Here is a 14,011-nt window from a genome sequence, read left to right as displayed (position 1 = left end):
CGTGTCTATCACGCCGTCTGGTTCGGCTGGAGCCGCTGACGCCGGATCGCCGTCGTCGCCAATCCCGGCACGACGGTGTCGATGGCCTGCGCGGCGATCGCCATCCGGGGCGCGATCCGGACCGGGCGGGTGCGCGCCGCGTCGATCATCCAGCCGGCGGCCTCCTCGGACGTCAACGCCGGCAGGCCCTGGTACTCCTTGGTCGGCGCGATCATCGGGGTGGCCACCAGCGGGTAGTACAGCGTGGTCGAGTGCACACCTTTTGTCGCCCACTCGGTTTCGATCACCCGGCTGACTGCCGACAGCGCCGCCTTCGAGGCGTTGTAGACGGCGAACAGCGGTGAGGGCTCGCTGAAGACGCCCCACGTCGCGACGTTGATGATGTGCCCGTCGCGGCGCTCCAGCATGCCGGGGGCGATGCCGCGGATCAGCCGCAGCGGCGAGGTGTAGTTCAGCAGCATGGTCCGGTCGACGTCGTGCCAGCGTTCCAGCGACTCGGCCAGCGGCCGGCGAATGGATCGCCCGGCGTTGTTGATCAGGATGTCGACGCCGCCGAGACGCTCCTCGACGTCTGCGACCAGCGCATCGACTGCGTCCAGGTCGGACAGGTCGCAGGCAATGGCGATCGCGTCGCCGCCCGCGGCGGTGATCCGGCCGACCACCTCGTCCAGCAGATCCTTGCGCCGGGCCACCGCGACCACGGTGGCGCCCTGGCGGGCGAACTGCTCGGCGCCGCATTCACCGATCCCGGACGATGCCCCGGTCAGCAGGACGCGCTTGCCGGTCAGGTCGATGCGGGTGGTGCTGGGCAATAGGCGCGGCACCAGCGGCGGGCGCATGCTGGCCAGCGTGATCTGCTCGGCCAGTCGTCGAATCGGGTTCCAACTCACGTCGGAAGTCTAGGTGGCACGCCTGAGCGCGTTCGGCGCCGACTGTGACCGATGTTCGAATGCCCACCTCTGAGCGACAACTCGTCGTTTGCCTAGACATTTTCGCTCGGAGGTGGGCAAGTCGAACATGGACCTGCTGAGTTGTAGGTGAGGCTGGTGGGACTCGACGGTGATGGACTCGGCCCAGATCGACGCCTAGAAGTAGCGCGGGAACGGCGTCCAGTCGGGCGGGCGCTTCTCGAGGAACGCGTCGCGGCCTTCGACGGCCTCGTCGGTCATGTAGGCCAACCGGGTCGCCTCGCCGGCGAACAATTGCTGGCCCACCAGCCCGTCGTCGAGCAGATTGAACGCATACTTCAGCATCCGTTGCGCCTGAGGCGATTTCGCGTTGATCTCGGCGGCCCACTGGATCGCCTCGGTCTCCAGTTCGGCGTGGTCGACGACGGCGTTGACCGCGCCCATCTGATGCATCTGCTCGGCGGTGTACGGCCGGCCCAGGAAGAAGATCTCGCGGGCGAACTTCTGGCCGACCTGGCGGGCCAGATACGCGCTGCCGTAGCCGCCGTCAAAGCTGCCGACGTCGGCGTCGGTCTGCTTGAAGCGGGCGTGCTCGCGGCTGGCCAGGGTGAGGTCGCAGACCACGTGCAGGCTGTGCCCGCCGCCCGCGGCCCAGCCGTTGACCAGGCAGATCACCACCTTCGGCATGAACCGGATCAGCCGCTGCACCTCGAGGATGTGCAACCGGCCGGCCCGCGCGGCGTCGACCGTGTCGGCCGTCTCTCCCTCGGCGTACTGGTAGCCGCTGCGGCCGCGGATGCGCTGATCGCCGCCCGAGCAGAACGCCCAGCCGCCGTCCTTGGGCGAGGGGCCGTTACCGGTCAGCAGCACCACGCCGACGTCCGGCGACATCCGGGCGTGATCCAGCACGCGGTACAACTCGTCGACGGTGTGCGGCCGGAACGCGTTGCGCACCTCGGGGCGGTCGAACGCCACCCGCACGGTCGCGTCGGCGACGTGACGGTGATAGGTGATGTCGGTCAACTCGGCGAACCCGTCGACCGGCTTCCATTGATCGGTGTGAAAAAGATTGTCAGACAAGGTTATCGAGTTCCATCCAGTCGAAAGACCGCACAGCGGCCGGCCAGCGCCTCGAACTCCTCCGGCCGGCCTTCGGTGACCAGGCCGGCCCGCTTCATGAAACCGACACCGGTGGGCACCTCTTCGGGGAACACCCGCAGCAGCGGGCGGGCTTCGTCGGCGGACAACTCGACCATTCTGACCCGCCGCACGTCGCGTCCACGCGCGACGGTCACCTCACCGGCGGCCCGGACGTTGGCCACCCAGTCGGCACCGGGGAAGCCGGCGACCACGTACTCCCGGCCGTCGACGGTCATCGGTGTGACCGGCGTCGATCGCTCACGCCCGGATTTGCGACCGGGGACCGTCAACACCACCGGGCTCTCGCCGCCGAAATTCAACCCCAGCCGCGACATTCGGATGAATACCTTGTTCGCCGGTTTGAGCCACCACGGCGGGCGGACCGATTTGCTCATACGGCGACGGTACTCGTCAGCCGTGGTCGGCGAACCCTTCGATGCCGTCCGGCAGCGCGCTGGTTCCGGGCGCGGTGATGGCGTCCAGGCGGGCCAGCGCGTCGGCACTCAACGTCACGTCGCCGACGCGGAGGTTCTCCTCGAGGTGGGTGATCGACCGCGTGCCCGGAATCAGCAACGTGGTCGGCGCATGCGCCAACAGCCACGCCAGGCCGACCTGCGACGGCGTCACGCCGAGCTCGTCGGCGATCTCGATGACCACCGGATGCTCCGACGCCTTCGGGAAGCCGGGGAACGCCGAGCCGAGCGGGAAATACGGTACCCAGGCGATGTTCTCGGCGGTGCAGACGTCGAGCATGTCCTCCTGCGAGCGGTCCATCAGGCTGTAGGAGTTCTGCACGCAGGCGATGCCGACGGGCAGGGCGCGTTGCAGGACTTCCAGTGGCACGCTGCTGACCCCGATCGCGCCGATCTTGCCCTCGTCGCGCAGGGCGGTCATCTCGGCCAATTGGTCGTCGAGGTCGACGATCTGGTCTCCCTCGGCCTTCATCCCGGGGCCCAGGTCGAGACGCCGCAGGTTGACGATCGGGATCTGGTCCAGGCCCAGTTGACTCAGGTCGTCTTCGACCGCGGCGCGCAGGTCGGCGGGTCGCTGCGCCGGACCGAGGGGCACCGGCCCGTCGCCGCCGATGTAGCGGGCGCCGACCTTGCTGACGATCACGAGGTCGTCGGGGTAGGGCTGCAGTGCCGCGCGGATCCGGCGATTGACCTCGCCGGGGCCGTAGAACGATGCGGTGTCGATGTGGTTGACGCCCAACTCAACTGCGCGACGCAGCACGGCGACCGCGTCGTCGAGCGCCGGCTCGAAGAGTTGCATGGCGCCGTAGCCGACCCGCGCCACCGAATGGGTGCCGATGGTGGCCGTGCCGCCGAGTTTGTCGGTCATGGTGCTCCTGTCGTGAGACACTTGGCAGAGATACGGAGGTTCCTCCGTTTAGTCGACAGTAGCAGAAACGGAGGTACCTCCGCTTTGGCTGGACCTGTGCGCTCCGATGCTCGACGCAACCGGGAGAAGCTGCTCGAGGCCGCGACCGCGGCTTTCACCGCTGCCGACGGCCGGCCGGTGTCGCTGGAGTCGATCGCCCGAGACGCCGGTGTCGGCATCGGCACGCTGTACCGCCATTTCCCCACCCGGGACGCGCTGGTCGAAGCGACCTACCGGACCGAGCTGGCCGAGGTCGCTGAGGCCGCCGGGCGCCTGCTCGAACGGTATCGGCCGGCGACCGCGCTGCGCCGATGGATGGACCGCTATGCCAGCTTCGTCGCAGCCAAGCGCGGCATGGCCGAATCGCTGCACGCGATGTTCGACTCCGGGGCCGTGGCGCGCAACGAAACCCGGGACAGCATCGTCGGCGCCGTCGAGCTGTTGCTGCGGGCCGGCGTCGACGACGGCAGCCTGCGGGCCGACGTGCCGGCCGACGACGTGGTGTCGAGCCTGATCGGCATCTTCCTGGCCAGCGGCTCACCCGAGCAGACCGGTCGTCTGCTGGACCTGCTGGTGGCCGGAATAGCGAGCGGCTGAATGCGCTTGGAGCAGGCATGGAACTCGATCACGCGGCCCGCGACTTCATCGGCGCCGGCAAGGACGCCACTCTGGTGACGATCAATCCCGACGGCAGCCCGCAGGTCAGCCTGGTGTGGGTGGCGTTTCGGTCGACGCCCGACGGCGACGAGCTGGTGACCGCTCACCGTTCCGTGCATCAGAAGATGCGCAACGTCCGTCGCGACCCCCGCGTCGCGGTGACGATCGTCGAACCCGGCGACATCGGCAGGACGCTGCGGCCCTACCTGACGATCCAGGGCACCGCGCACGTCGTCGACGGTGGCGCTCCGGAACTGCTCACCGAGCTGTCCGAGGCGCTGCTCGACCCGAATGTCTTCCCGCCCAAGGACACTCCGCCCGGGTACGTCACCCATATCCGCATCGAGAAAGTCGGCGGCGTCGGGATCTAGTCCGGACCCAGCAGCTCGAGCGCTCCACTGGCGGAGCGTTCGGCGTCGAGTGTGCGGCTGGCGGAGCGCTCGGCCGGGGAATCAGCCGACCGCTCGGCCGGCGCCCTCCCAGAACTGCGCCCGCACGGCCTTCTTGTCCGGCTTGCCCAGCCCGGTCAGCGGCAGCGCGTCGACGATCACCACGCGCTTGGGTGACTGCACCGAACCCTTGCGGTCCTTGACCGCGGCCTGGACGTCGGCGGTCATCGCCTCGATCGCGGCGTCGTCGCGGGCCGCGTCCTCGCGCAGCACCACGACCGCGGTGACGGCCTCGCCCCATTTGTCGTCCGGCGCGCCGACCACGCAGACCTGGGCCACCGACGGGTGCTCGGCGATCACGTCCTCGACCTCGCGGGGGAAGACGTTGAAGCCGCCGGTGACGATCATGTCCTTGACCCGGTCGACGATGAAGTAGAAGCCGTCCTCGTCCTCGCGGGCCATGTCGCCGGTGTGCAGCCAACCGTCCTTGAACGTGTCGGCGGTCGCCTCCGGCAGATGCCAGTAGCCGCCGGCCAACAGTGGCCCGGCGACGCAGATTTCGCCGGGCTCACCCCGTGCGACGGGCTTGCCGTCGTCGCCGAGCAGTGCCACCCGGGAGAACAGCGTGGGCCGCCCGCACGACGTCAAGCGCTTCTCGTCGTGGTCGGCCTTGGCCAGATAGGTGATCACCATCGGCGCCTCGGACTGGCCGTAGTACTGCGCGAAGATCGGGCCGAACCGCTTGATCGCCTCGGCCAACCGGACCGGGTTGATCGCCGAGGCGCCGTAGTACACCGTCTCCAACGACGACAGGTCGCGGGTCTTGGAGTCCGGGTGGTCCATCAGCGCGTAGAGCATCGACGGCACCAGCATGGTCGCCGTGATCTTCTGCTCTTCAATGACTTTCAGCACTTCGGCCGGGTCGAACTTGCTCAGCACCACCATCTCGCCGCCCTTGACCACGGTGGGCGTGAAGAATGCGGCACCGGCATGCGACAGCGGCGTGCACATCAGGAAGCGCGGATGCTCGGGCCACTCCCACTCGGCGAGCTGAATCTGCGTCATCGTTGCGATGTTGCCGGTGGTGCCGATCACGCCCTTCGGCTTGCCGGTCGTGCCGCCCGTATACGTCAGGCCGCCAACGTGATTCGGCGGCAGGTCGGCAACGGTGATCGGCTGCGACGAGTACTTCGCGGCCTCCGCATTGAGGTCCACCGCAACGTTTTTCAGCTCGTCCGGCACCGGGCCGATGGTCAGGATCTGCTTCAGCGAGTCGACCTTGTCCAACAGTCCGAGGGCCCGCTCGACGAACATCGGGTTGGGGTCGATGATCAGCGCGGTCGCGCCGGCGTCGGAGAGCACGTAGGCGTGGTCGTCCAGCGAGCCCAGCGGATGCAGTGCGGTGCGGCGGTAGCCCTGAGTCTGGCTGGCGCCAAGGATCATCAGCACCTCTGGCCGGTTGAGTGAGAGTAGGCCGACGGTGACGCCGGTGCCGGCGCCCAGCGCGTCGAACGCCTGGATGTACTGGCTGATCCGCTCGGCCAGCTGACCGCCGGTGAGCGTGGTGTCGCCGAGGAAGAGCACCGGCCGGTTCTTGTGGCGCTTCAGGGCGCCGACGAGCAGGTGGCCGTTGTGGGTCGGATTGCGCAACAGATCGTCCGTCATGGGGTCAGACTAGAACGTGTTCCAATTCGTGTCAGCTACCCCCTGAAGTCACTAGTATTTCTGCGCATGGCCGCCGCAGATGTCGTCATGTACGGAACCGTCCTGACCGTCGATGACGCCCGGCCCACCGCGGAGGCACTGGCGGTGACCGACGGCCGGATCGTCGCGGTAGGCAGCCGGTCGGAGGTGGCGGCGTTGGTCGGCCCGTCGACCCGGACCATCGATATCGGCGCCGGCTGCGTGATGCCGGGTTTTGTCGAGGCGCACGGCCATCCGTTGATGGAGGCCATTGCGTTGTCCGATCGGCTGGTCGACATCAGGCCGGTCACCATGCGCGACGCCGACCAGGTGGTCGCCGCGGTGCGTAGCGAGGTGGCCCACCGCGGCCCGGACGGCGCCTACCTCAACGGCTGGGATCCGCTGCTGCAGGACGGCCTGCCGGAGCTGACGCTGAGCTGGCTGGACCAGGTCGCACCGGACAATCCGCTGGTCATCATCCATAACTCCGGTCACAAGGCGTACTTCAACTCGCCCGCCGCGCAGCGGGCCGGGCTGAGTCGCGACACCCCCGATCCCAAGGGCGCCAAGTACGGGCGGGACGCCAACGGCGACCTCGACGGCAGCGCCGAGGAAACCGGCGCGGTTTTCCCACTGCTCAGCGGCGCCATCTCGCCGAGCGACTACCCGGCCATGCTGCTGGCGGAGTGCACCCGGCTCAACCGGGCCGGGCTGACCACCTGTTCCGAGATGGCCTTCGACCCGGCCCTGCAGCCGCTTCTCGACGGCCTGCGCGGCGCGCTCACGGTGCGGCTGCGGACCTACGAGATGTCCAACCCGCAGATGTCGAGCACCGCGACCCCCGGCGACGGCGACGACATGGTCCGCCAGGTCGGCATCAAGATCTGGGTGGACGGCTCGCCGTGGATCGGCAACATCGCGCTGTCGTTTCCCTACCTCGACACCGCGGCCACCCGCGCGATCGGCGTGACGCCGGGCTCGTGCGGTTGCGCCAACTACACCGCCGAGCAGCTCACCGAGATCGTCGGCGCCTACTACCCGCTGGGCTGGCCGATGGCGTGCCACGTGCAGGGCGACGCCGGGGTGGACACCATTCTCGACGTGTACGAGCAAGCGCTGCAACGCAACCCGCGTGACGATCACCGGTTGCGGCTCGAACACGTCGGCGCGATCCGCCCGGAGCAGTTGCAGCGGGCCGCCGACCTGGGTGTCACGTGCAGCATCTTCGTCGACCAGATCCACTACTGGGGCGACGTGATCGTCGACGGTCTTTTCGGTCCCGAGCATGGAAACCGTTGGATGCCAGCGGGTTCCGCGGTCGCCACCGGGATGCGGATTTCGCTGCACAACGACCCGCCGGTGACGCCCGAGGAGCCGCTGCGCAACATCAGCGTGGCCGTCACGCGTAAGGCCCCGAGCGGGCGGGTGCTGGGCCCCGAGGAACGGCTGACCGTCGACCAGGCGATCCGCGCGCAGACCATCGACGCGGCCTGGCAGGTGTTCGCCGACGACATCATCGGCTCGCTGGAAGTCGGTAAGTACGCGGATCTGGTTGTGCTGTCCGCTGATCCACGCACGGTACCGCCGGAGGACATCGCCGATCTGGAGGTGCTGGCGACGTTCCTGGCCGGCCGCCAGGTCCACGCGTCGTGACGCCGACGCTGGACGATGTGCTCGACCGCGTGCACGTGGTGTCGCTGCCGATGCGGGTGCGCTTTCGTGGCATCACGACCCGCGAGGTGGCACTGATCGACGGCCCGGCCGGCTGGGGTGAATTCGGCGCGTTTCTGGAGTACGGCGACGCCGAAGCCGCGCACTGGCTGGCCGCCGCGATCGACTCGGCCTACCGTCCGCCACCGGCGCCGCGACGAACCCGCATCGACGTCAACGCCACCGTGCCGGCCGTCCCGGCGGCCCAGGTCGGGGAGATCCTGGCCCGGTTCCCCGGCGCCCGGACCGCCAAGGTGAAGGTCGCCGAGCCCGGTCAGACTCTCGATGACGACGTCGCCCGGGTCGACGCGGTCCGCGCGCTGGTGCCCATCGTGCGGGTCGATGCCAACGGCGCCTGGACCGTCGCGCAGGCGGTGGAGGCCGCGGCGGCGCTCGGCCCGCTGGAATACCTCGAGCAGCCGTGCGCCACCGTCGACGAACTCGCGCAGGTGCGTCGCCGGGTCGACGTGCCGGTGGCCGCGGACGAGAGCATCCGCAAGGCCGGCGACCCGCTGGCCGTGGTCCGCGCCGGGGCCGCGGACATCGCGGTGCTCAAAGTCGCTCCGCTGGGCGGTATTTCAGCGCTACTGGCAATCGCCGAGCAGATCGACATCCCGGTCGTGATTTCCAGCGCGCTGGACTCCGCGGTCGGCATCGCGATCGGGCTGTCCGCGGCCGCGGCGCTGCCGACGGTGCAGCATGCCTGCGGGCTGGGCACCGGGCGGCTGTTCGTCGAGGACATCGCCGACGCTGTCGAGCCGGTCGATGGTTATCTGCCGGTCGGGCCGGTCGCGCCCGACCCGGCCCGGCTGAATGCCCTGGCCGCGGCTCCGGACCGCCGACAGTGGTGGATCGACCGGGTCAGGGCCTGTTTCCCGCTGTTGTCCTGATCTGTGGGGTGCATGGCGTAGACGACATGGGGTCTGATCGCCAACACTGACAGCCATGGCACAAAAGGTGTTGATCGTCGGCTTCCCGGGGGTGCAGGCCCTCGACCTGGTCGGCCCGTTCGAGGTGTTCGCGGCCGCCTCGAAAGTGCTGGCCGCCCAGGGCCGGGATGGTTACGCGCCGGAAGTGGTCTCGCTCGACGCGCAGCCGGTATCCACCGACACCGGGCTGGCCCTGGGTGCCGCGCCGCTGCCCGATCCGACCGACGACGTCGACACCGTGCTGCTTCCGGGTGGCGGCGGCGCCCGCGGCGACCGGCGCGACCCGAGGCTGGTCGACTGGATCGTCGCCGCGGCACCGCACGCCCGTCGCGTCGTCAGCGTGTGCACCGGCGCCTTCCTCGCCGCGCAGGCGGGCCTGCTCGACGGCTGCCGGGCGACCACGCACTGGGCCTACGCAGATCAGTTGGCTCGCGAATTCCCGGCCGTCGTGGTCGATCCCGACCCGATCTTCATCCGCAGTTCGCCGACGGTGTGGACCGCCGCCGGGGTCAGCGCCGGCATCGACCTGACGCTCGCTCTGGTCGAAGAGGACCACGGCACCGAGGTCGCGCAGACGGTGGCGCGCTGGCTGGTGTTGCATCTGCGCCGGCCCGGCGGACAGACCCAGTTCGCTGCGCCGGTCTGGGTGGCCCGCGCCAAACGCGAGCCGATCCGCGCCGTCCAGACCGCCGTGGAGTCCGAACCCGGTGGGGCGCACAGCATCGCCGACCTGGCGCGCCTGGCGGCGATGAGTCCCCGGCACTTCACCCGGGTGTTCACCGACGAAGTCGGCGAGGCGCCCGGGGCCTACGTCGAACGGGTTCGCACCGAGGCCGCCCGTCGCCAGCTCGAACAGACCGACGACACCGTGACGACCATCGCCAACCGGTGCGGCTTCGGCACCGCGGAAACCATGCGCCGCAACTTCATCCGACGTGTCGGCGTTTCGCCCGACCAATACCGAAAGGCGTTCGCATGACCCAGATCGCCATCGTCGTCTACCCCGGCTACACCGCACTGGACTTCGTCGGACCCTACGAGGTGCTGCAACGGCTACCCGGCGCAGAGATCCGGTTCGTCTGGCACGAGCCCGGCCCGATCACTGCCGAGTCGGGCGTCCTCGTCATCGGAGCCACCCACTCGTTCGACGAAACACCCTCTCCGGACCTCATTCTGGTGCCGGGCGGGATGACCACGGTCGAGCACTCCCGCGACGAGAAGCTGCTCAATTGGCTGCGTCAGGCGCACCAGACCGCTACCTGGACGACGTCGGTCTGCTCGGGATCGCTGATCCTGGCGACTGCCGGCCTGCTCGACGGTAAACGCGCCACCTCACACTGGTGTGTGCTGCCCTTGCTGAAGTCGTTGGGCGTCAACGCCGTTGGCGACGAGCGGGTGGTGCACGAAGGCAACATTGTCACCTGCGCCGGCGTCTCCGCCGGCATCGACCTCGGCCTGTGGCTGGCCGGCCAGATCGCCGGGGAAGACCGCGCAAAAGCCATCCAGCTGGGAATCGAATACGACCCCCAGCCGCCGTTCGACTCCGGCCACATGTCCAAGGCGTCGGCGAAGACCAAGGCGCTGGCCACCGCGAGGCTCGCCCGCGAGACCCCCGTCGCGGCGACGCTGAAGGCCGGCACGCAGCTGCTGTGGGACCGTGCGCTGTCGGCGGCCCGCGACAAGGCCCGCCGCTAGCCGGCGATCGCGTCGACCACCGCGTCGGGCTCGTCCATCGAGACGAAGGTTCGCGCCCGCGGCACCTCGATCAGCTTGGCGTTGCTGAACACCGCCGCCAGTCGTCGGCCCAGGCTCGGTTTGAACACCACGTCGCCCTGACCCCAGACCAGCGTGACCGGTTTGTCGAACCGGGTCAGCCGGTTCGCGACGTCGGTCAGGTCGGTGACCGCGATCTGACGCAGCAGGGCGGCCAGATCACGACGGATGCGGACGTCGTTCAGGCACGGCGCCAGCCAGTCGGCGGTCACCCGCGCGTCGGGCCGGGTGACCAGCAGGCCGAAGCCGAGCGAAGAATTGCGCACCGCTGCCGGGCGCATCAGCGAGAACATGGTCTTGATCGAGATCGGCCCGCGCAGCAAACCGAACACGGTGTTGAACGGGAACGGCGGGCACTGGTCGAAGGCATCGCAGTTGGTCAGCACCAGCCGGCCGATCTGCTCCGGCCGGGCGTCGACCGCGAGCTGGCAGATCCCGCCGCCGGTGTCGCAGCCGACCAGCGTCACCTCGGACAGGCCCAGGGCCGCGATCGTGTCGTTGACTATTCCCGCGACACCGTCCAGCGACAGCACCCCGGCGTCGGTCACCGGGATGGTGTGCGAGCCCAGCGGCAAGGTCGGCACGATGCACCGGTAGCCGAGTCGGCCGAGCTTTTCGGCGACATCGCGCCACATCTCGCCGTTGACGAGAACGCCGTGCACGAAGACGACGGGTGGATACGCCGAATCCTGCGGGCCGAACTCCTGGTATTCGATGGTTGCCTGCGTGAGCGTCAGTTGGGTCATGCGCCCAGTCAAAGCCCGAACCCGCTGCCAGCACGACGCCGCGGACTGCCAAATGCTGCCAACGTGGTGGTGTCGCGTAGGTTCGTCGTCGTGATCAACCTGGCTTATGACGACAACGGGACGGGGGAGCCAGTCCTCTTCATCGCCGGCCGCGGCGGACTGGGACGCACCTGGCACCTGAATCAGGTTCCGGCCTTCTTGAACGCCGGCTACCGCGTCATCACCTTCGACAACCGAGGGTCGGGGGCGACGGCGAGTGCCGACGGCTTCACCACCGAGAGCATGGTCGCCGACACCGCCGCGCTGATCGAGCAGCTCGGCATCGGGCCGGTGCGCATCGTGGCCGTGTCGATGGGTTCGTTCATCGCCCAAGAGCTGATGCTGGCCCGGCCGGATCTGGTGACCCAGACGGTTCTGATGGCCACCCGCGGACGGCTGGACAAGGCGCGCGAGTTCTTCCGCTCCGCCGAAGACGAGCTGGCCGCATCCGGGGTGCAGATCCCGACCGCCTACGACGCCAAGATCCGGCTGCTGGAGAGCTTCTCACCCAAGACGCTCAGCAACGACGAGGCGGTCGCCGAGTGGATCAGCATGTTCACCATCTGGCCGGTCAAGATCACACCCGGGCTGATCCGTCAGGGCGCGATCTCGCCGCAGGGCAACCACCTGCCCTCGTACGGCGGCATCCACACGCCGACGCTGGTTCTCGGTTTCGCCGACGACGTGGTGACGCCGCCGCAGCTGGGCAAGGAAGTCGCCGACGCCATCCCTGGCGCCAAGTACCAGCTGATCGCCGACACCGGGCACCTCGGATTCCTGGAACGGCCCGAGGTGGTCAACGCCGCGATTCTCAAATTCTTCAGCAGCATGGGGTACTGAGGCCCCGGGTCGGGTGTGCAGCTTCTGTGCGCTATTCCTCTGGATCCGCGATCACAAGCCACAGTCGGCAACGCGCTCCTCAGCCGACCCAACGTGGCCCGATGGTTGGGCTCCTCAGCCGACCCTTCGGGTCCGCATCGTCGCCCAACGTAGGCTGAACTGGTGAATCCCTCGACGGCTCAGGCCCGCGTCGTCGTCGACGAACTGATCCGCGGCGGTGTCCGCGACGTCGTGTTGTGCCCGGGCTCGCGCAACGCCCCGCTGGCCTTCGCGCTGCAGGACGCCGACCGCGAGGGCCGGGTCCGCCTACACGTCCGCATCGACGAGCGGACCGCCGGATTCCTGGCCATCGGCCTCGCGATCGCCGCCGGCCGGCCGGTCTGCGTGGCGATGACGTCCGGCACCGCCGTGGCCAACCTCGGCCCGGCCGTGGTCGAGGCCAACTACGCGCGGGTGCCGCTGATCGTGTTGTCGGCCAACCGGCCCTACGAAATGCTCGGTACCGGGGCCAACCAGACCATGGAACAGCTGGGGTACTTCGGCAACCAGGTCCGCTCCACCATCAGCCTCGGCCTCGCCGAAGATGTCCCGGCGCGGATGGAGGCGCTCAACGCGACCTGGCGATCCGCCGTCTGCCGGGTGCTGGTGTCCGCGACCGGGGCCCGCAGCGCCAACGCCGGCCCGGTGCATTTCGACATCCCGCTGCGCGAGCCGCTGGTGCCCGATACCGAGCCGGGCGCCGTCCCACCGGGACGACCCGACGGCCGGCCGTGGACCTACACCCCGACGGTCACCTTCGACCAGCCGCTGGACATCGACCTGACCCTGAACACGGTCGTCATCGCGGGCCACGGTGCCGGTGTGCGGCCGGAACTGGCCGCGCTGCCGACCGTCGCCGAGCCGACCGCGCCGCCCGCGGCCAACCCGCTGCACCCCCTGGCGCTGCCGCATCTGCGCCCGCAGCAGGTGATCATGCTGGGCCGGCCGACCCTGCACCGGCCGGTGTCGACGCTGCTGGCCGACCCGTCGCTGCCGGTCTACGCGCTGACCACCGGGCCGCGCTGGCCGGACGTCTCGGGCAACTCGCAGGCCACCGGCACCCGCGCCGTCACCAGCGGGACGCCGGATCCCGCCTGGCTGAGTCGCTGCGCCGAACTCCACGATCACGCCATGGCGGCGGTGCGCGAGCAGCTCGCGGCGCACCCGTTGACCACCGGCCTGCATGTCGCCGCCGCGGTGGCCGACGCACTGCGGCCCGGCGACCAGCTGGTGCTCGGCGCGTCCAACCCGGTCCGCGACGTCGCACTGGTCGGGCTCAACCCGCACGGCATCGCGGTGCGCTCCAACCGCGGCGTCGCCGGCATCGACGGCACGGTGTCCACCACGATCGGAGCGGCCCTCGCGCACGAGAGGACGGGCAGCCGCGACGGCGGCGTCACTCCCCGAACCGTCGCGCTGATCGGCGACCTGACCTTCGTCCACGACAGCTCCGGGCTGCTGATCGGGCCGACCGAACCGGTGCCCGCGGACCTGACCATCGTGGTGTCCAACGACAACGGCGGCGGCATCTTCGAACTGCTCGAGCAGGGCGACCCGCGGTTCTCCGACGTATCCGCGCGGGTGTTCGGCACCCCGCACGACGTCGACGTCGGCGCGTTGTGCCGGGCGTATCACATCGACAGCAGGCAGATCGAGCTCGGCGACCTGGCAGCGGTGCTCGACGAGCCGGCCGCCGGGATGCGGGTGCTGGAAGTCAAGGCCGACCGGTCGTCGTTGCGAGGGCTGCACGCGGCCATCAAGGCTGCTCTGTGACGCGA

General features: G+C 69.3%; 14 protein-coding genes. 8 read left to right on the top strand and 6 right to left on the bottom strand.

Going from position 1 to position 14,011, the window contains the following annotated elements; all coding sequences use genetic code 11:
* Positions 1-8: 8 nt before the first annotated feature.
* From ACZYW1_RS07805 to ACZYW1_RS07790, 4 genes are all read right to left on the bottom strand, one after another.
* Positions 9-890 (bottom strand): SDR family oxidoreductase, encoded by an 882-nt coding sequence (locus ACZYW1_RS07805; protein WP_463784665.1) that lies wholly within the window; start codon positions 888-890, stop codon positions 9-11.
* Between the two features lie 195 nt (positions 891-1,085).
* Positions 1,086-1,988 (bottom strand): 1,4-dihydroxy-2-naphthoyl-CoA synthase, encoded by a 903-nt coding sequence (locus tag ACZYW1_RS07800; protein ID WP_463784662.1) that lies wholly within the window; start codon positions 1,986-1,988, stop codon positions 1,086-1,088.
* 2 nt (positions 1,989-1,990) lie between these two features.
* On the bottom strand, positions 1,991-2,443 hold the full coding sequence (locus tag ACZYW1_RS07795) for a nitroreductase family deazaflavin-dependent oxidoreductase (RefSeq protein ID WP_463784660.1): 453 nt from the start codon (positions 2,441-2,443) through the stop codon (positions 1,991-1,993).
* A gap of 16 nt (positions 2,444-2,459) precedes the next feature.
* Positions 2,460-3,389: an aldo/keto reductase gene (locus tag ACZYW1_RS07790; protein WP_463784657.1), complete on the bottom strand. Its 930-nt coding sequence runs from the start codon at positions 3,387-3,389 to the stop codon at positions 2,460-2,462.
* Between the two features lie 96 nt (positions 3,390-3,485).
* Between ACZYW1_RS07790 and ACZYW1_RS07785 the strand changes: the two genes are divergently transcribed.
* Positions 3,486-4,025 (top strand): TetR/AcrR family transcriptional regulator, encoded by a 540-nt coding sequence (locus tag ACZYW1_RS07785; protein WP_463784655.1) that lies wholly within the window; start codon positions 3,486-3,488, stop codon positions 4,023-4,025.
* A 17-nt stretch (positions 4,026-4,042) separates the two neighbouring features.
* On the top strand, positions 4,043-4,456 hold the full coding sequence (locus ACZYW1_RS07780; RefSeq protein ID WP_463784653.1) for a PPOX class F420-dependent oxidoreductase: 414 nt from the start codon (positions 4,043-4,045) through the stop codon (positions 4,454-4,456).
* Positions 4,457-4,537: 81 nt separating this feature from the next.
* Here ACZYW1_RS07780 and fadD8 read toward each other — a convergent pair whose 3' ends face one another.
* Positions 4,538-6,139: a fatty-acid--CoA ligase FadD8 gene (gene fadD8, locus ACZYW1_RS07775; RefSeq protein WP_463784651.1), complete on the bottom strand. Its 1,602-nt coding sequence runs from the start codon at positions 6,137-6,139 to the stop codon at positions 4,538-4,540.
* A gap of 66 nt (positions 6,140-6,205) precedes the next feature.
* On the opposite strand from fadD8, the gene ACZYW1_RS07770 reads away from it, so the two are divergent.
* Genes ACZYW1_RS07770 through ACZYW1_RS07755 form a run of 4 tightly spaced genes read left to right on the top strand, consistent with a single transcriptional unit; the run spans position 6,206 to position 10,491 of the window.
* A complete protein-coding gene (locus tag ACZYW1_RS07770; RefSeq protein WP_463784649.1) occupies positions 6,206-7,810 on the top strand; it encodes an amidohydrolase in 1,605 nt (534 codons plus the stop codon).
* Positions 7,807-8,757, top strand: coding sequence for an o-succinylbenzoate synthase (locus ACZYW1_RS07765; RefSeq protein WP_463784647.1), 951 nt, complete (start codon positions 7,807-7,809; stop codon positions 8,755-8,757). Before ACZYW1_RS07770 ends, ACZYW1_RS07765 begins: the two co-directional genes overlap by 4 nt.
* Before the next feature lie 55 nt (positions 8,758-8,812).
* Entirely contained in the window at positions 8,813-9,775 is a 963-nt protein-coding gene (locus ACZYW1_RS07760) for a GlxA family transcriptional regulator (RefSeq protein ID WP_463784645.1), read from the top strand.
* Positions 9,772-10,491, top strand: coding sequence for a DJ-1/PfpI family protein (locus ACZYW1_RS07755; protein ID WP_463784644.1), 720 nt, complete (start codon positions 9,772-9,774; stop codon positions 10,489-10,491). The genes ACZYW1_RS07760 and ACZYW1_RS07755 overlap by 4 nt, the downstream gene beginning before the upstream one ends.
* Here ACZYW1_RS07755 and ACZYW1_RS07750 read toward each other — a convergent pair.
* On the bottom strand, positions 10,488-11,315 hold the full coding sequence (locus ACZYW1_RS07750) for an alpha/beta fold hydrolase (protein WP_463784643.1): 828 nt from the start codon (positions 11,313-11,315) through the stop codon (positions 10,488-10,490). The two genes, ACZYW1_RS07755 and ACZYW1_RS07750, sit on opposite strands and share 4 nt — an antisense overlap.
* Before the next feature lie 90 nt (positions 11,316-11,405).
* On the opposite strand from ACZYW1_RS07750, the gene ACZYW1_RS07745 reads away from it, so the two are divergent.
* Entirely contained in the window at positions 11,406-12,194 is a 789-nt protein-coding gene (locus ACZYW1_RS07745; RefSeq protein WP_463787735.1) for an alpha/beta fold hydrolase, read from the top strand.
* A gap of 162 nt (positions 12,195-12,356) precedes the next feature.
* A complete protein-coding gene (gene menD / locus ACZYW1_RS07740; protein ID WP_463784642.1) occupies positions 12,357-14,006 on the top strand; it encodes a 2-succinyl-5-enolpyruvyl-6-hydroxy-3-cyclohexene-1-carboxylic-acid synthase in 1,650 nt (549 codons plus the stop codon).
* Positions 14,007-14,011 lie beyond the last annotated feature (5 nt).

Source organism: Mycobacterium sp. IDUB_36 (genome assembly GCF_055419225.1).
Note: the sequence above shows the minus strand (reverse complement) of the source record. Positions and strands in the feature narration are given on the sequence as shown.